Origin of the sequence: Bacteroides muris (ex Afrizal et al. 2022) (assembly GCF_004793475.1) — a bacterium.
Classification (GTDB): domain Bacteria; phylum Bacteroidota; class Bacteroidia; order Bacteroidales; family Bacteroidaceae; genus Bacteroides; species Bacteroides muris.
The window spans coordinates 1-16706 of record NZ_SRYZ01000017.1 but is presented as its reverse complement, the minus strand read 5'-3'; the positions used below and the strand labels follow the sequence as shown (position 1 = coordinate 16706).

Sequence of the window (16706 nt, the reverse complement as noted above, 5' to 3'; positions counted from 1 at the left end):
TAGTGCGTCAAAGATAGCACAAATATTTTTTTGCACTATCTTTGCAATACAGAAAGATTAAAAGGAACGCCATGCTGCAAATAGAAAATGCCAGTATCGCCTACGGCAACGATATACTTTTCTCGGGTTTCAACCTGCAATTGGAAAGGGGAGAGATAGCCAGTATCTCCGGCCCTTCGGGATGCGGTAAATCGTCACTGCTGAATGCCATACTTGGGTTTACCCCGTTAAAAGAAGGACGTATCGTATTAGACGGCATTCTGCTGGATAAAGGAAACGTCGACGTTGTCCGTAAGCAGACTGCATGGATTCCACAAGAACTGGCATTGCCGCTGGAGTGGGTAAAGGACATGGTACAGTTGCCCTTCGGTCTAAAGGCAAACCGGGGCACGCCTTTTTCTGAAACCCGCTTATTTGCATGTTTCGAGGATTTGGGTCTGGAGCGGGAGTTATATTACAAACGGGTAAACGAAATTTCCGGAGGCCAGCGCCAACGGATGATGATAGCCGTAGCCTCAATGATTGGCAAACCACTGACCATTGTCGATGAACCGACTTCCGCTCTCGACTCCGGTTCCGCGGAAAAAGTGCTCTCTTTCTTCCGCAGGCAGACAGAAAATGGAAGTGCCATACTGACCGTATCCCATGACAAAAGATTCGCCAACGGATGTGACCGACATATAATCATGAAATAACATACACACTATTGGGAACCATAGATATATCATACCTCAGCCTGGGCATCGGATTATTGCTATTATTAATACCGCTGTTTTACATCTGGAAGTTCAAGACCGGACTGTTGCGCGCTACTGTGATAGGTACGGCACGCATGATTGTCCAGCTGTTCTTCATCGGCATATACCTGAACTATCTCTTCTTGTGGGATAACCCGTGGATAAACTTTCTATGGGTAATTGTCATGATATTCGTAGCATCGCAGACGGCATTGGCACGAACGCAATTGAAGAGGAAGATTCTGCTCCTGCCCATCTCTACAGGTTTCTTATGCAGTGTAGTATGTGTAGGCTTGTACTTTATCGGAATAGTACTGAGAGTGGAAAACGTATTCAGCGCCCGGTATTTCATCCCTATTTTCGGCATATTGATGGGTAACATGCTATCCAGTAACGTCATAGCCCTCAACACCTATTATAGCGGACTGAAACGGGAACAACAGCTTTACCGGTATCTTCTCGGCAATGGCGCCACAAGAGCAGAGGCACAAGCACCCTTCATCCGCCAAGCCATCATCAAATCCTTCAGTCCGCTGATTGCCAATATATCCGTGATGGGGCTGGTTGCTTTTCCGGGAACCATGATTGGGCAGATATTGGGTGGTAGCAGCCCGAATGTGGCCATCAAATATCAGATGATGATCATGGTCATCACCTTTACCGCCTCCATGCTGTCACTGATGATTACAATCTCTTTGGCTTCCCGCAAGTCGTTTGATGCTTACGGCAAGCTACTGCCGGTGATGGTGGAGAAGAAGGGAAAAAAGGAGCATAAATAACCATATTGTACCCACAAAAATAGTTCAATTATATATAAATATACAGCCTACAAGACTTTTTTTAAACTGGAATTCTTTTTAATCCATTGCTTTTTACTATATTTGCAACCAAATTTTCTGTTCACAATGAAAATTAAGGAATTAGTAAGCGCCCTTGAACGGTTCGCGCCTCTGCCATTGCAAGACGGATTTGATAATGCCGGCCTGCAAATCGGATTGACAGATGTGGAAGCAACAGGGGCTTTGTTGTGTCTTGACGTTACTGAAGCTGTACTGGATGAAGCCATTGCATTGGGGTATAATGTGGTTATATCACATCACCCTCTCATTTTCAAAGGGTATAAATCCATCACGGGCAGGGATTATGTGGAACGTTGTATCTTGAAAGCCATCAAGAATGACATCGTTGTTTATGCTGCGCACACCAACCTGGATAATGCGCGGGGAGGAGTGAACTTCAAAATTGCCGAAAAAATAGGTTTAAGAAATGTTCGTATCCTGGAAGCCAAGGAAAATGCGCTGGTAAAGCTGACCACATTTGTACCGACTGCCCAAGCGGAAGAAGTACGGAAATCCTTGTTCGATGCCGGATGTGGCAATATCGGTAATTATGATTCGTGCAGTTATAATCTGGAAGGCGAGGGGACATTCCGTGCCAGGGAAGGTGCCACCCCATACTGTGGAGCGATAGGGGAGCTGCATACCGAACGGGAAGTGCGTATTGAAACAATCATACCCGCCTACAAAAAAGCGGGAGCTGTCAAGGCACTGCTTGCGGCACATCCATATGAAGAACCGGTCTATGATATTTATCCCTTGCAAAACTCATGGCCACAAGCCGGAGCCGGTGTTATTGGTGAACTGGAAACACCGGAGACAGAGCTTGAGTTCCTGAAACGGATAAAGAAAACCTTCGAAGTAGGGTGTCTCAGACATAACAAACTCCTCGGGCGGGAAATACAGACTGTTGCATTATGTGGCGGTGCCGGCGCTTTCCTAATGCCGCTTGCCATCCGCAACCGTGCAGATGTCTTTATCACTGGCGAGATAAAATACCATGACTATTTCGAACATGATACCGATATATTATTGGCTGAAATAGGGCATTATGAAAGTGAGCAATATACGAAAGAAATATTTTATACAATAATCCGGGATTTGTTTCCTCATTTTGAGGTCCAGATGACCAAGGTGAATACAAACCCCATAAAATACATGTAAGTAAAATGGCTAAAGAAGCAAAAAAAGATTCTCAGGAATTGACCGTAGAACAGAAGTTGAAAGCTTTGTTCCAATTGCAGACAATGCTGTCCAAAATCGATGAAATCAAGACGTTGAGAGGTGAACTTCCACTGGAAGTACAGGACTTGGAAGACGAAATAGCCGGTCTGAGTACCCGTATAGACAGAATCAAGGCAGAAGTATCCGAGTTGAAATCCTCCATCGCAGGAAAGAAAGTTGAAATTGAAACCGCAAAGGCTTCCGTAGCTAAATATAAAGACCAGCAGGACAACGTGCGCAACAACCGCGAATATGACTTCTTGAGCAAGGAAATCGAATTCCAGACATTGGAAATCGAACTCTGCGAAAAGCGTATCAAGGAATTTGCCGCACAAGAGGAAGAAAAATCTCAGGAAGTGGCAGAAAGTGCTACTGCGCTGGAAGAAAGACAAAAAGACCTTGACGTTAAGAAGAGTGAACTGGACGAGATTATTTCCGAAACCAAGCAAGAGGAAGAGAAGCTGAGAGACAAGGCCAAAGAACTGGAAACAAAAATCGAACCCCGTCTGCTTCAGTCCTTCAAACGTATTCGTAAGAATTCACGCAATGGACTGGGTATCGTATATGTACAGCGCGATGCTTGCGGTGGTTGCTTCAACAAGATTCCGCCTCAGAGACAATTGGACATCCGCTCACGTAAGAAAATCATCGTTTGCGAATATTGTGGCCGTATCATGATTGACCCGGAACTGGCAGGCATAACTCCCGAACAGAAAGTGGAAGTTGTAAAGGAAAAGCCAGTAAGAGCAAAAAGAAAAATCGTACATATCGGCTCAGATAATTAAAAATAGAACATTTTTACATGAAAAACGGCAATAGTCAAGACCTCTATTGCCGTTTTTTTGTTAAATAAGCTCATAAAACTCTATAGTTAAAGAAAAAAGGTGTAGTTTTGCTCATCAAAAAATTAATAGAATTAAATAAAAAAGCATGAGACAAAACAAATTATTCATACTTTATTCACTTTTAGGAATATTGATGGCATCGTGCATAAAAGATGAAGCACCCAATGCTGAAGCTGATATAACAGGTATTTTTTTCGAAGAAGATGTGCTGGCAAGCGCTCGTTTCAATTTAAATCCATCTTACAATGATAATCTGCAGGCCTACCCCATATTAGTAAAAGTAAAAGAGGGCACTCCTTTAAACAAACTATCCCCCCTGTTTGAGTTGACGCCAGGCGCTACCATTAGTCCGGAAAGTGGTAGTGAACACGATTTCTCTGACGGAAAAAGGGTAAAGTATACCGTAACTTCCGAGAACAAGGCTTGGCAGCGAGTATATTCCATCGATGTACGCGAACAATCGGTATCAGACATACCCAATGAATTCCATTTTGAAGACATACGACTTATCAATGGAATTGTCCCCAAATACAAATATCAGGAGTTCTATGAAGAACAAGACGGATTGGAACTGACATGGGCCAGTGGAAATGAAGGATTCAACTGGGCAGCCAGTTCATCAGCTACTGAAAATTACCCTACGTCACAATATAACAATGGTAAAAACGGAAAGTGTGCCAAATTAGAAACTCGGCTTACCGGCTCTCTGGGAGCAATGGTAGGTATGCCGATAGCTGCCGGAAATTTGTTTATCGGTGAGTTTGATATGACGAATGCTCTCACCAGCCCATTGAAAGCCACACATTTCGGCACTCCTTTCTGTTATAAGCCCTCACGTCTAAAAGGTTGGTACAAGTACAAAGCCGGTGAACGTTTTTATGAAAACGGCGGATACACCGACCGTAAAGATGTGATGAACATCTATGCTATCTTTTACGAAGGCGAAAGTTACAACGAGGCAGGGGAAGCTACAGAAATAATATTGGATGGAAATCTGCCAAACCAGAATTATGAACACCCCAATATGGTAGCTTTGGCTTTAATATCCAATCCACACGAAACTGATGATTGGGAGTCTTTCGACATTCCTTTTGATTATCGGAGATATGGAAAAGAAATAGATGAAACCAAGCTGGCAAAAGGAAAATATAAACTAAGTATCGTTTTTGCATCCAGCAAGGACGGGGCAACTTTTGAAGGTGCGCCCGGAAGCACTTTACTTATAGACGAAGTGGAACTGATTTACGAATAAGAATCATATAGAATTGGAATACAACATGATAAAGAAAATAGTAGCATTTATCGTACTGGTGGGATGTATGCAGACTGCTTTATACGCTCAAGAAAACCAGAACCGTACGCTTATAAACGCCGCTCTACACGGTTGGGAATATGAAATAAGGGCCGGTGTCAGTATCGGCGGCACTTCTCCGCTTCCATTGCCCGTAGAAATACGGAGTATCGATGCCTACAATCCTACTTTAGCTCTTATGCTGGAAGGAAATGCCATCAAGTGGTTGGGAAAAACTAAAAAATGGGGAGTAATTACCGGTGTAAGACTGGAAACCAAAAATATGATTACCAAAGCGACAGTAAAGAACTATGGCATGGAAATCATAGGAAATGACGGTAACCGCTTGAAAGGCAACTGGACGGGAGGAGTGAAAACCAAAGTGCGCAATGCTTACATTACCGTCCCCGTGCTTGGAGCATATAAGATTGACTCACGATTGCGGGCCAAGGCAGGTATATATGTCTCATATCTGATGGATGAGGAATTTTCCGGACATGTATATGAAGGCTATTTGCGTGAAGGTAATCCTACCGGAAAGAAAGTCAACTTCTCCGACGGTGCCATTGCCACTTACGACTTTTCGGATGACTTGCGCAAGTTTGCATGGGGTTTACAAGCCGGCGTAGACTGGCGTGCCTTCAAGCATCTGAATGTATTTGCCGACCTTACATGGGGATTGAATGATATTTTCAAGAAAGATTTCAATACCATTACCTTTGCCATGTATCCCATCTACTTGAATGTAGGATTCGGGTATGCCTTCTAAGATACTCGGGTATACAGAGTAAATACTCATAAACAAATAGAGGTTTAGGTTGTTATCAATCCCATAAAAAGATAACTACCTAAACCTTTATTTGTTTATGAATATAAAAGATTGGAGCACTGCGTTGCTCATATTATGCCTATGCCCTGCGGCTATGGCACAGAAAGCCAACCGCGATGCGGCGTTCCAGACAGAGCATATCTGCCTGCAGACCTATCCTGATAGCATCGCTTGCATTCGGAGTCATGCCGCTCGCAGCTTTTTACAACTCGAGCAGGAGCGGGAAAACGCATCGCACCGGGAAGGTGCCGTAGTATTCGATATGGCGCTGAATACCTTGCTCGCCACGGTCTATATCCCGAATTTCTACGAATTGATGCAGAAGTTGCAGGAAAAGTTCGGCAGCAAAAAGAGGAATTCATAACAAAAAATGTATCTTTGTATGCTGACTTTTTGTCGTACCCATAAAATATTGAAAGCATGAAAGCATATTTCATCACGATACTTGCTTTGTTCGCTTGCATGGCTACCGCCATCCGACCACTGCAAGTATCAAGACTTGAAAACCAGATTGACAGTCTACTCAAAGACAAGAAAGCCACCGTCGGTATAGCCGTATGGACAGACAAAGGAGATATGCTCCGATATAACGACCATGTACACTTCCCCTTGCTTAGTGTATTCAAATTCCATGTGGCACTGGCCGTACTGGACAAGATGGACAAGCAGGGAATCAGTCTGGACAGCATTGTTTCCATAAAGGCATCCCAAATGCTGCCCAATACCTACAGCCCCCTTCGGAAGAAATTCCCCAATCAGGATTTTACGATTACGCTTAGGAAACTGATGCAATACAGTATTTCCCAAAGCGACAACAATGCCTGTGACATCTTGATAGAATATGTAGGAGGTATTAAATATATCAATGACTATATCCGCAGGTTGGGTATCGACTCCTTCAACCTCTCGGAAACAGAAGATGACATGCACTCCAGTTTCGAGGCTGTATACCGCAACTGGAGTACTCCTTCCGCTATGGTCCGACTACTGAGAACGGCCGATGAAAAAGAGTTGTTCTCCAACAAGGAGCTGAAAGACTTCTTATGGCAGACCATGATAGATACTGAAACCGGTGCCAACAAACTGAAAGGTATGTTGCCAGCCCAAACCATGGTAGGACACAAGACCGGCTCTTCCGACCGCAATGCCGACGGCATGAAAACTGCGGATAATGATGCCGGACTCGTTATCCTTCCCGACGGCCGGAAATACTACATTGCCGCCTTCGTCATGGACTCATACGAGACGGACAAGGACAATGCGGACATCATCGCTCGCATATCACGCATGGTATACGATGCGATGAGATAAGATAGATAAGAAAAACAAGGAGGCTATCGTCAGCTCCTCCTATAAATTTTGATACTCGGGTATATCTTGCAGAAAAGTATAGCTGTTATGCTCGTAATCTATGTGGCAACAATAATGCTGAAGCCCGTTGCTGACAACCAGATAATCCACTTTCAGCACCATGTTGTAGCGAGTAATCTGGTCGAAAACCTTTTGGGTGATTTCTATTTCGGGGGCCTTGTATTCCACAATCATCCGGGCAGTGAGGTCACGCCGATAGAGCACTGTATCACAGCGTTTCTTTGTACCGTTCAGCTGTACCTGCACCTCATTTGCCATAAGCGCTTGCGGATACCCCTTGTGAACAAGAAGAAAGTGAACGAAGTGCTGCCGTACCCATTCTTCGGGTGTCAAGGCGACATAACGACGACGGATTACATCGAAAATAACATTTTTTCCGTCTCTTACGGCAATTTTAGTATCGAATGCTGGTAGGTTTAACGATAACATTTACTACATTTGTAAGTTAAATAATGGTTCCCCGTCTTTCGGGAACACAAATTTAATGAAATCTTATGAAAACAAAAGAAGAAATCGTAGCCAATTGGCTGCCCCGTTACACAAAACGTAACCTGGAGGATTTTGGAGAGTACATTCTGTTGACCAACTTCAACAAGTACGTAGAGATTTTCGCAGAAAAGTTCAATGTTCCCATTTTCGGTAAAGATGCCAACATGATATCTGCCAGTGCGGAAGGAATGACCATCATCAACTTCGGCATGGGAAGCCCTAATGCCGCCATTATCATGGACTTGTTAAGCGCCATCAAACCCAAGGCATGTCTGTTCCTAGGTAAGTGTGGCGGCATAGACAAGAAAAATAGAATAGGAGACCTTATCCTTCCCATAGCCGCCATCCGTGGCGAGGGTACTTCCAACGACTACTTCCCACCCGAAGTTCCATCACTCCCGGCATTTATGTTGCAACGCGCCGTTTCTTCTGCCATCCGCGACTATGCTCGCGACTACTGGACCGGTACCGTATACACCACCAACCGCCGCATCTGGGAACATGACGAGGTATTCAAGGAATATCTGAAGAAAACCCGTGCCATGGCCGTTGATATGGAGACAGCGACTTTGTTCAGTTGTGGTTTTGCCAATCATATTCCCACGGGAGCCCTTCTGCTGGTTTCAGACCAACCGATGATTCCGGAAGGTGTAAAAACCGACAAGAGCGACAATCTGGTTACCCAGAACTATGTAAATGAGCATGTTGAAATCGGCATTGCATCCCTGCGCATGATTATTGATGAGAAAAAAACCGTAAAACACTTGAAATTCGACTGGTAGTCCCTTATGGGCATCCCGTAGCACTTTTACTTTATATATGGCAAAACAAGAAACCACATGTGATGATATTCTAAAGGAGCTGAGAGCCAAGCAATATCGCCCCATCTACTATCTTATGGGCGAGGAATCGTATTACATAGACCTCATCTCCGACTATATCACAGATAACGTTCTCACTGACACCGAAAAGGAATTCAACCTGACCGTAGTTTACGGTGCAGACGTGGATATAGCTACCGTCATCAATGCGGCCAAGCGCTATCCGATGATGTCCGAACGCCAAGTCGTAGTTGTAAAGGAGGCACAAGCCATCCGCAACATGGAAGAGCTTTCATACTACCTGCAAAGGCCGTTGAATTCCACTATTCTTGTCCTATGCCACAAACATGGAGTACTGGACAGAAGGAAGAAACTGGCTGCCGAAATAGAAAAGGTGGGGGTCTTGTTCGAATCCAAGAAGGTGAAGGATGCCCAGTTGCCGGCATTCATCACCTCATACATGAAGCGCAAAGGTGTAGACTTGGAACCCAAAGCCACCTCCATGCTTGCCGATTTCGTAGGTACGGACCTCAGCCGCCTTACGGGAGAACTGGAAAAACTGATTATAACTCTTCCAAAAGGTCAGACACGCGTCACCCCCGAACAGATAGAACGCAACATCGGAATCAGCAAGGATTATAATAACTTTGAACTTCGCAGTGCAATCGTAGAAAAAGATATACTAAAGGCCAATAAAATAATAAAATATTTTGAAGAAAATCCGAAAACAAACCCTATTCAAATGACTTTATCTTTACTTTTCGGTTTCTTCTCCAACTTGATGTTGGCATACTATGCCCCCGAAAAAACAGAGCAGGGCATTGCTGGCTTCATAGGCTTGAAAACTCCCTGGCAGTCTCGCGAATACCTAAGTGCCATGCGTCGCTATAGCGGTGTAAAGACCATGCAGATAATTGGAGAGATTCGATATTCAGATGCCAAATCCAAAGGAGTAGGAAATTCCTCTCTAAGCGATGGAGATATCCTCCGGGAACTGGTCTTTAAGATTCTACACTAACGACTGATTTGCTACCATTCTGTTATTTTTAGGGGGATTTATCCCCCTTTTTTCTATTTCATCCTTCAATACAGACAAGAGAATAAGAGATAACTCTCATATTCACAATATACTACACTCATTTATAAGCCTTGAGAATTATTTTTTCACGACGAATCGACCACTTATGCGGAAATAAGGCGAGGATTCAAATCCTGAAGAACAGACAATAAAGAGAGAATCTTATTTTCTTATTCATGTCACATTTTTTCTTCTTAGTAAGGAGGAATGTAAAAATCACTCTGACTTTAAATCGGTATAAAAAGAATCTGTCATGCTTTTCATGAGTACGATAGTTGTAATCTGCAACTACAAGTATTTACTGTTGTAAATATATGACATTACATAATCACTACATTTAAAAATATTATATAACAATTGTGATATTACATTTGAAAATACAAATGTAATATACGATATTTAATGTCGTAAACTAATGATTTACAAAAATAATAGAGTAGGGGTTAACCTACTAGTTTATAATATATAACTATGCAAATATCAATAATATATATTATTTTATCAAATTATCAGATTATATAATACGAAGGATTGGCAAAAAACAAATGTAATATAGGATTTTATGCCAAATAAATATAGCATAATACCTCTAATAGCCATACATATATATTATTTTATTAAACCTTGAATAAATATCTATTTTGCTCATTATTCCTACTATAGCATTTGTAATAATTAATGTTGTAATAATAGTATTTCATTTGTGAAATATAAAATATTACATTTTTAATTTGCTTTTATGGCGCTGTTTTTTTACTTTTGTAATCCAATAATTATCATATACAATTGTAATAAACACATAAGCCATGAGCATAAAAGACAGATTCAAAATGGTTATGGACCGAGAGAAACTGACAGCAGGAGCTTTTGCCGAGAGCATCGGTGTGGCCCAAGCCACCATTTCCCACATCTTGGGTCCGCGTAACAAATATCCAAGTACGGAAGTTATTCTCCGATTGCATCAACGTTACAATGATATAAACTTGGAGTGGCTGCTTACCGGCCAAGGCAATATGAGTAATAATCCGGACTCACCCGAAAATGATGGATTCGACTATCCTCTATTTGCTGAGAATCCGGAAAATCTGACCAACGGGCTGGATGAAACTGAGAATCGCACGGAAATTGCATTAGAAACATCCTCAAAAACGCCTAAAGAAATTGTAAAACAAGAGATTATATACAAAGAAAGACCTCCCAGAGAAATCACTGAAATAAGAATTTTTTTTGATGATAATACCTACGAGACTTTCAAACCGGAAAATTGAAGAATGAGAATGGAAATAGACTAACGCCCCGGCATAAAAAAGAAACGGGTTCATTTTATTCTACACTCGGTTTACATTATCTTTGCATCCGAAAAGAAAAACATCCCTCTTTATAGATATGAAAAAGTATATTTTAGATCTGACAGTGACGGAGAACCTCCGCTTACACGCCAACTACGTGCTGCTGAAGCTGACTTCTCCGTCCCCGCTTCCGGAAATGTTGCCGGGACAATTTGCAGAGATTCGCGTGGACGGCTCGCCTGCCACTTTCTTACGCCGCCCCATCTCCATCAATTATGTAGATAGACAACGGAATGAAGTCTGGTTTTTAATCCAACTTGTAGGCAACGGAACCAAGCGACTAGGCGAAGCAAAAGCAGGCGATATAATCAATGTAGTGCTTCCACTGGGAAACAGCTTCACAATGCCTGAAAAACCCTCAGACAAGCTCTTGCTGGTGGGTGGAGGTGTAGGAACAGCTCCTATGTTATATTTAGGCGAACAGCTTGCCAAGAAAGGCTGCAAGCCAACATTCCTGCTGGGTGCCAGAAGTGACAAAGACTTGCTTCAATTGGAACAGTTTGCCGCCTATGGCGAGGTATATACCACTACTGAGGATGGCAGCCATGGAGAAAAGGGATATGTAACGCAACACTCCATATTAGATAAGGTGTGCTTCGAGCAGATATATACTTGCGGTCCGAAACCGATGATGATGGCAGTAGCAAAGTATGCCAAAAGTAAAGGCATCAGTTGCGAAGTATCTTTGGAGAATACGATGGCGTGTGGTATAGGTGCTTGTCTGTGCTGCGTGGAAAATACCACGGAAGGCCATTTGTGCGTATGTAAAGAAGGTCCGGTTTTTAATATAAACAAACTATTATGGCAGATTTAAGTGTAAATATTGGCGAATTGCAAATGAATAATCCGGTGATGACTGCATCCGGAACATTCGGATATGGTGAAGAATTCGCCGATTTCATCGAACTATCGCGAATAGGTGGTATAATTGTAAAGGGAACTACCCTTCACAAACGTGAAGGCAATCCGTATCCGCGTATGGCAGAGACTCCTTCAGGTATGTTAAACGCTGTAGGACTACAGAATAAGGGCGTTCATTACTTTGTCGAACACATCTATCCTCACATTAAAGATATTCAAACCAACATGATTGTGAATGTTTCGGGGTCTGCCATCGAAGACTATGCCGAAACAGCAGCCATTATTAATGAACTTGACAAAATTCCTGCCATAGAATTGAACATTTCTTGCCCCAATGTGAAGCAAGGCGGAATGGCATTCGGAGTTACTGCCAAAGGAGCAGAAGAAGTAGTAAAAGCCGTGCGCTCAGTTTACAAAAAGACACTTATCGTAAAACTCTCACCGAACGTTACCGACATCACCGAAATAGCCCGTGCAGCCGAAAATGGCGGCGCAGACAGCGTTTCCCTCATCAATACCCTGCTGGGAATGGCTATAGACGCGGAACGCAGGCGTCCCATGCTCTCCACTGTAACCGGTGGTATGTCCGGTGCAGCCGTAAAACCCATTGCCTTACGTATGGTATGGCAAGTAGCCAAAGCAGTAAAAATCCCCGTCATAGGTTTGGGAGGTATCATGAACTGGAAAGATGCTGTGGAATTCATGCTTGCAGGTGCCTCTGCCATCCAGATTGGTACGGCAAACTTCATAGATCCCACGGTTACGGTGAAAGTGGCAGAAGGAATAAATGACTATCTCGACAGACACGGTTATCAGTCCGTAAAGGACATTATCGGTGCACTTGAGGTATAGTGAATAACAAGAGAACGTCATTCGCCATATATATTCATAAAAAAGGACATTCGTCAACGAATGTCCTTTTTCTTTTTATTTACATCAGTAGACTTATTCTCCCAACAAATCCGGACGCAGTCTACGAGTCCTTTCCAATGACTGTTGCAGCTCCCATTCTTTAATTTTTGCCTCGTGTCCGGAAAGTAAAATATCAGGAACCTTCCATCCGTTGTAGTCAGCGGGACGCGTATAGACCGGCGCTGCCAGCAGATTGTCCTGAAAGGAATCTGAAAGTGCAGATTGCTCATCGGAAATCACTCCCGGAATGATGCGGACGATGGCATCTGCCATGACGGCCGCCGCCAGTTCTCCACCAGTCAGCACATAGTCGCCGATGCTGATTTCTTTCGTGATGAGATGTTCGCGAATCCGGTAATCTATCCCTTTGAAATGCCCGCAGAGAATGATGAGATTCCGGGCAAGGGAAAGAGTATTTGCCATCGGCTGATTGAACTGTTCACCGTCGGGGGTAGTAAAGATAACCTCGTCGTAATCCCGCTCAGCCTTCAGAGCGTTGATGCATCGCTCTATCGGCTCTATTTTCATCACCATTCCGGCGAAGCCGCCAAACGGATAATCGTCTACACGACGGTACTTATCTTCTGTATAATCACGAAGATTATGTATACATATCTCTGCAAGCCCTTTATTTTGAGCACGTTTCATAATGGAACAGTTGAAGAATCCCTCAATCATTTCCGGTAAAACTGTGATAATGTCAATGCGCATATAACTTTATTTTAGCTATTTCAAGCTGCAAAAGTACAAATATTCGGGGAGAAACCCGTATTTTTGCGTTCAAACAATCCGAAAACCCTATGACTGTAAAAGAAAAAATAGACAGGCTTCGTGCGGAATTACACCGGCACAACTACAATTATTATGTGCTGAATGCTCCTGAAATATCCGATAAGGAGTTTGACGACCTCATGCGCGAGCTACAAGAGTTAGAGAAAGAACATCCTGAATACCAAGATGATAATTCGCCCACGATGCGTGTAGGAAGTGATTTGAACAAGAATTTCACACAAGTGGCACACAAATATCCCATGCTTTCATTAGGAAACACTTATTCCGAAAGTGAAGTGACCGACTTCTACGAACGGGTAAAGAAAGCACTGAACGAAGATTTTGAAATCTGCTGCGAGCTGAAGTATGACGGCACTTCCATCTCGTTGACTTACGAGGACGGCAAACTGGTGCGTGCCGTCACCCGTGGCGACGGTGAAAAGGGCGATAACGTGACGGATAATGTGAAGACAATCCGGACGATTCCGCTGGTACTCCATGGGAATTATCCTAAATCATTCGAAATCAGAGGGGAAATTCTGATGCCCTGGGTGGTCTTCGAAGAACTGAACCGGGAAAAGGAAGCACGTGAGGAACCGCTTTTCGCCAATCCGCGCAATGCTGCTTCCGGTACATTGAAATTGCAGAATTCCGCTATCGTAGCATCCAGAAAGCTGGATGCTTATCTCTACTATCTATTGGGAGAGGAATTGCCCTGTGACGGCCATTACGAGAATCTGCAAGCCGCCGCCAGCTGGGGATTTAAAACATCAGAGCACACCAGAAAAGCCCACAGCCTGGAGGAAGTCTTCGAATATATCAATTATTGGGATACAGAACGTAAGAATCTTCCGGTGGCTACTGATGGTATTGTGTTAAAAGTCAACAGTTTAAAACAACAGAAGAATTTGGGATTCACAGCGAAGTCCCCCCGATGGGCCATCGCATACAAATTTCAGGCAGAACGTGCACTGACACGGCTGAACAAAGTCACCTATCAGGTAGGACGTACCGGTGCAGTGACTCCGGTTGCCAATCTGGACCCCGTGCAACTGTCCGGCACCATTGTGAAACGTGCCTCTCTGCACAATGCAGATATTATCGAAGGACTGGACTTGCATATAGGCGACATGGTGTATGTGGAAAAAGGCGGTGAAATCATCCCAAAAATAACCGGAGTCGATAAGGATGCCCGCGGTATGCTTATCGGTGAAAAAGTGAAGTTCATCACTCATTGTCCCGAATGTGGCAGTAAACTGATACGTTTTGAAGGAGAAGCAGCCCACTATTGCCCTAATGAAACCGCTTGCCCTCCGCAGATTAAAGGGAAGATAGAGCATTTCATCAGCCGCAAAGCCATGAATATAGACGGACTGGGACCTGAAACCGTAGATATGTTCTACCGATTAGGGCTGATAAACGATACTGCAGATTTATACCAGCTCAAAACCGACGACATCAAAAACCTGGAACGAATGGGCGAAAAATCGGCAGAAAACATAGTCAACGGTATCGCGGCAAGTAAAGAAGTGCCATTCGAAAGAGTACTCTTTGCACTGGGCATACGCTTCGTGGGAGAAACGGTTGCCAAGAAAATAGCCAAGTCCTTTACGGACATCGAAGAGCTGGAAAACGCGGATATCGAAAAGCTGAAAAACATCGATGAAATTGGTGAAAAAATAGCGCAGAGCATCATAACTTATTTCTCCAATCCCGCCAACAGAGAGCTGGTGGAACGGCTGAAAGCAAACGGCCTGCAACTCCACCGGACGGAAGAAGACCTCAGCGGATACACCGACAAACTGGCGGGTCAGTCCATCGTCATCAGCGGCGTATTCACTCATCACTCACGGGACGAATACAAAGAGATGATTGAAAAAAACGGTGGAAAAAACGTCGGCAGCATCTCCTCCAAAACCAGCTTTATCCTGGCCGGAGAAAATATGGGACCTGCCAAACTGGAGAAAGCACAGAAACTGGAAGTTAAGATTATGAGCGAAGATGAGTTTTTGACATTGATATCCTAACAAATTTCCACAAAAAGCTTTTTTATGGCTTATATTTGTAGGGTAAATCGAAAAAATTCGTACTTTTGCGAGTCATTTAATTAGAGATTACTTTATAATACTCATGATACAGACAAGATTGAAAGGAATGGGGGTAGCGCTGATTACTCCATTTAAAGAGGATGAAAGCGTTGACTACGATGCGTTGATGCGTTTGATAGACTATCAACTTCAAAACAATACCGACTTTTTGTGCGTACTCGGCACCACAGCAGAAACTCCGACTCTGACCGAAGAGGAGAAAAAGAAAATCAAGAAAATGGTCATCGAGCGGGTGAACGGAAGAATTCCCATCCTGCTGGGCGTAGGCGGAAACAACACCCGTGCCATAGTGGAAACACTGAAAAATGACGATTTCACCGGAGTAGATGCTGTTCTTTCCGTTGTTCCATATTACAACAAACCCTCGCAAGAGGGTATATATCAGCATTATAAGGCCATATCGGAAGCAACTGATTTGCCGATTGTGCTTTATAATGTCCCCGGTCGTACCGGTGTGAACATGAAGGCGGAAACAACCCTGCGCATTGCACGCGATTTCAAGAATGTGATAGCCGTCAAAGAAGCTTCGGGCGACATCACGCAGATGGATGACATCATCAAAAACAAACCGGCCAATTTCGACGTTATTTCAGGTGATGACGGTATTACCTTCCCTCTGATTACCCTAGGGGCCGTCGGTATCATCTCAGTCATCGGAAACGCGTTCCCACGTGAGTTCAGCCGTATGGTACGCCTGGCACTGCAAGGAGACTACGCCAATGCATTGACCATTCACCACAAATTTGCCGAATTATTCAAGCTTCTGTTTGTAGACGGTAACCCTGCCGGAGTAAAAGCCATGCTCAACGTAATGGGAATGATTGAGAACAAGCTCCGTCTGCCATTGGTGCCGACCAGAATCACCACTTTCGAAGCTATGCGCAAGATTCTGGATGAATTGAACATTAAATGTTAAGGCCTTATACCGCCCTTATAAGATATTAATTTCCAGTATACAACATATTAATATCAGATATGCAAGAAGTTAATTTCGTGAAAACACGAAATTAACTTCTTCTTTTTTCCTATGCGCCTGTATTATCAATATAATCCAAAACCAGTCTGCAGATAAGGGATCAGTCCGAAAACCCTGTGGGTATATTATGTTAATACGCGAAAGTGAATTATCTTTGCGGTTAAATTAAGCAATATCAATCCCATGAATTCTAATCGCCCCCTACATA

Annotated in this window: 16 protein-coding genes and 1 pseudogene; 15 read left to right on the top strand and 2 right to left on the bottom strand. The window is 43.5% G+C overall.

Going from position 1 to position 16706, the window contains the following annotated elements; all coding sequences use genetic code 11:
- The first annotated feature begins 71 nt into the window (after window positions 1-71).
- The 8 genes and pseudogenes from E5355_RS09145 to E5355_RS09110 all read left to right on the top strand — a co-directional run bounded on the left by E5355_RS09145 (window position 72) and on the right by E5355_RS09110 (window position 7073).
- Entirely contained in the window at window positions 72-695 is a 624-nt protein-coding gene (locus E5355_RS09145) for an ABC transporter ATP-binding protein (protein WP_136010121.1), read from the top strand.
- An 11-nt stretch (window positions 696-706) separates the two neighbouring features.
- A complete protein-coding gene (locus E5355_RS09140) occupies window positions 707-1516 on the top strand; it encodes an ABC transporter permease (protein WP_136010120.1) in 810 nt (269 codons plus the stop codon).
- Between the two features lie 126 nt (window positions 1517-1642).
- Window positions 1643-2737: a Nif3-like dinuclear metal center hexameric protein gene (locus E5355_RS09135; RefSeq protein WP_136010119.1), complete on the top strand. Its 1095-nt coding sequence runs from the start codon at window positions 1643-1645 to the stop codon at window positions 2735-2737.
- A gap of 5 nt (window positions 2738-2742) precedes the next feature.
- Window positions 2743-3582, top strand: a complete 840-nt coding sequence (locus E5355_RS09130) for a zinc ribbon domain-containing protein (protein ID WP_136010118.1) — start codon at window positions 2743-2745, stop codon at window positions 3580-3582.
- Between the two features lie 145 nt (window positions 3583-3727).
- The gene (locus E5355_RS09125; RefSeq protein WP_136010117.1) at window positions 3728-4894 is read left to right on the top strand and encodes a PCMD domain-containing protein; all 1167 of its coding nucleotides are present in this window, start codon (window positions 3728-3730) and stop codon (window positions 4892-4894) included.
- Window positions 4895-4919: 25 nt separating this feature from the next.
- Window positions 4920-5702 (top strand): porin family protein, encoded by a 783-nt coding sequence (locus E5355_RS09120; protein ID WP_136010116.1) that lies wholly within the window; start codon window positions 4920-4922, stop codon window positions 5700-5702.
- Window positions 5703-5874: 172 nt separating this feature from the next.
- Window positions 5875-6126, top strand: a pseudogene (locus tag E5355_RS09115) (hypothetical protein); the annotation flags it as partial.
- A gap of 56 nt (window positions 6127-6182) precedes the next feature.
- Window positions 6183-7073, top strand: a complete 891-nt coding sequence (locus tag E5355_RS09110; RefSeq protein ID WP_136010115.1) for a CblA family class A beta-lactamase — start codon at window positions 6183-6185, stop codon at window positions 7071-7073.
- Between the two features lie 39 nt (window positions 7074-7112).
- On the opposite strand, the gene E5355_RS09105 is transcribed toward E5355_RS09110, so the two are convergent.
- Entirely contained in the window at window positions 7113-7562 is a 450-nt protein-coding gene (locus tag E5355_RS09105; RefSeq protein WP_136010114.1) for a type I restriction enzyme HsdR N-terminal domain-containing protein, read from the bottom strand.
- Between the two features lie 65 nt (window positions 7563-7627).
- Between E5355_RS09105 and E5355_RS09100 the strand changes: the two genes are divergently transcribed.
- The 5 genes from E5355_RS09100 (at window position 7628) to E5355_RS09080 (ending at window position 12583) form a co-directional block, all read left to right on the top strand.
- Entirely contained in the window at window positions 7628-8404 is a 777-nt protein-coding gene (locus E5355_RS09100) for an AMP nucleosidase (RefSeq protein ID WP_136010113.1), read from the top strand.
- A 37-nt stretch (window positions 8405-8441) separates the two neighbouring features.
- Window positions 8442-9461 (top strand): DNA polymerase III subunit delta, encoded by a 1020-nt coding sequence (gene holA, locus E5355_RS09095; RefSeq protein ID WP_136010112.1) that lies wholly within the window; start codon window positions 8442-8444, stop codon window positions 9459-9461.
- Window positions 9462-10327: 866 nt separating this feature from the next.
- A complete protein-coding gene (locus E5355_RS09090; RefSeq protein ID WP_136010111.1) occupies window positions 10328-10789 on the top strand; it encodes a helix-turn-helix domain-containing protein in 462 nt (153 codons plus the stop codon).
- Window positions 10790-10907: 118 nt separating this feature from the next.
- Window positions 10908-11684, top strand: a complete 777-nt coding sequence (locus tag E5355_RS09085) for a dihydroorotate dehydrogenase electron transfer subunit (RefSeq protein WP_136010110.1) — start codon at window positions 10908-10910, stop codon at window positions 11682-11684.
- Complete coding sequence (locus E5355_RS09080; RefSeq protein WP_136010109.1) at window positions 11672-12583, top strand: dihydroorotate dehydrogenase; 912 nt, start codon at window positions 11672-11674, stop codon at window positions 12581-12583. Before E5355_RS09085 ends, E5355_RS09080 begins: the two co-directional genes overlap by 13 nt.
- A gap of 93 nt (window positions 12584-12676) precedes the next feature.
- Here E5355_RS09080 and trmD read toward each other — a convergent pair whose 3' ends face one another.
- Window positions 12677-13354, bottom strand: a complete 678-nt coding sequence (trmD, locus tag E5355_RS09075) for a tRNA (guanosine(37)-N1)-methyltransferase TrmD (protein WP_136010108.1) — start codon at window positions 13352-13354, stop codon at window positions 12677-12679.
- 89 nt (window positions 13355-13443) lie between these two features.
- Here trmD and ligA point away from each other — a divergent pair, with 89 nt between their 5' ends.
- A complete protein-coding gene (gene ligA / locus E5355_RS09070; RefSeq protein ID WP_136010107.1) occupies window positions 13444-15441 on the top strand; it encodes an NAD-dependent DNA ligase LigA in 1998 nt (665 codons plus the stop codon).
- Window positions 15442-15544: 103 nt separating this feature from the next.
- Window positions 15545-16438: a 4-hydroxy-tetrahydrodipicolinate synthase gene (gene dapA, locus E5355_RS09065; protein ID WP_136010106.1), complete on the top strand. Its 894-nt coding sequence runs from the start codon at window positions 15545-15547 to the stop codon at window positions 16436-16438.
- Window positions 16439-16706 lie beyond the last annotated feature (268 nt).

Coding starts and splice junctions, on each gene's coding strand:
- E5355_RS09145 (WP_136010121.1), top strand. CDS start 72: ATGCTGCAAATAGAAAATGCCAGTATCGCCTACGGCAACGATATACTT.
- E5355_RS09135 (WP_136010119.1), top strand. CDS start 1,643: ATGAAAATTAAGGAATTAGTAAGCGCCCTTGAACGGTTCGCGCCTCTG.
- E5355_RS09130 (WP_136010118.1), top strand. CDS start 2,743: ATGGCTAAAGAAGCAAAAAAAGATTCTCAGGAATTGACCGTAGAACAG.
- E5355_RS09125 (WP_136010117.1), top strand. CDS start 3,728: ATGAGACAAAACAAATTATTCATACTTTATTCACTTTTAGGAATATTG.
- E5355_RS09120 (WP_136010116.1), top strand. CDS start 4,920: ATGATAAAGAAAATAGTAGCATTTATCGTACTGGTGGGATGTATGCAG.
- E5355_RS09110 (WP_136010115.1), top strand. CDS start 6,183: ATGAAAGCATATTTCATCACGATACTTGCTTTGTTCGCTTGCATGGCT.
- E5355_RS09105 (WP_136010114.1), bottom strand. CDS start 7,562: ATGTTATCGTTAAACCTACCAGCATTCGATACTAAAATTGCCGTAAGA.
- E5355_RS09100 (WP_136010113.1), top strand. CDS start 7,628: ATGAAAACAAAAGAAGAAATCGTAGCCAATTGGCTGCCCCGTTACACA.
- holA (WP_136010112.1), top strand. CDS start 8,442: ATGGCAAAACAAGAAACCACATGTGATGATATTCTAAAGGAGCTGAGA.
- E5355_RS09090 (WP_136010111.1), top strand. CDS start 10,328: ATGAGCATAAAAGACAGATTCAAAATGGTTATGGACCGAGAGAAACTG.
- E5355_RS09085 (WP_136010110.1), top strand. CDS start 10,908: ATGAAAAAGTATATTTTAGATCTGACAGTGACGGAGAACCTCCGCTTA.
- E5355_RS09080 (WP_136010109.1), top strand. CDS start 11,672: ATGGCAGATTTAAGTGTAAATATTGGCGAATTGCAAATGAATAATCCG.
- trmD (WP_136010108.1), bottom strand. CDS start 13,354: ATGCGCATTGACATTATCACAGTTTTACCGGAAATGATTGAGGGATTC.
- ligA (WP_136010107.1), top strand. CDS start 13,444: ATGACTGTAAAAGAAAAAATAGACAGGCTTCGTGCGGAATTACACCGG.
- dapA (WP_136010106.1), top strand. CDS start 15,545: ATGATACAGACAAGATTGAAAGGAATGGGGGTAGCGCTGATTACTCCA.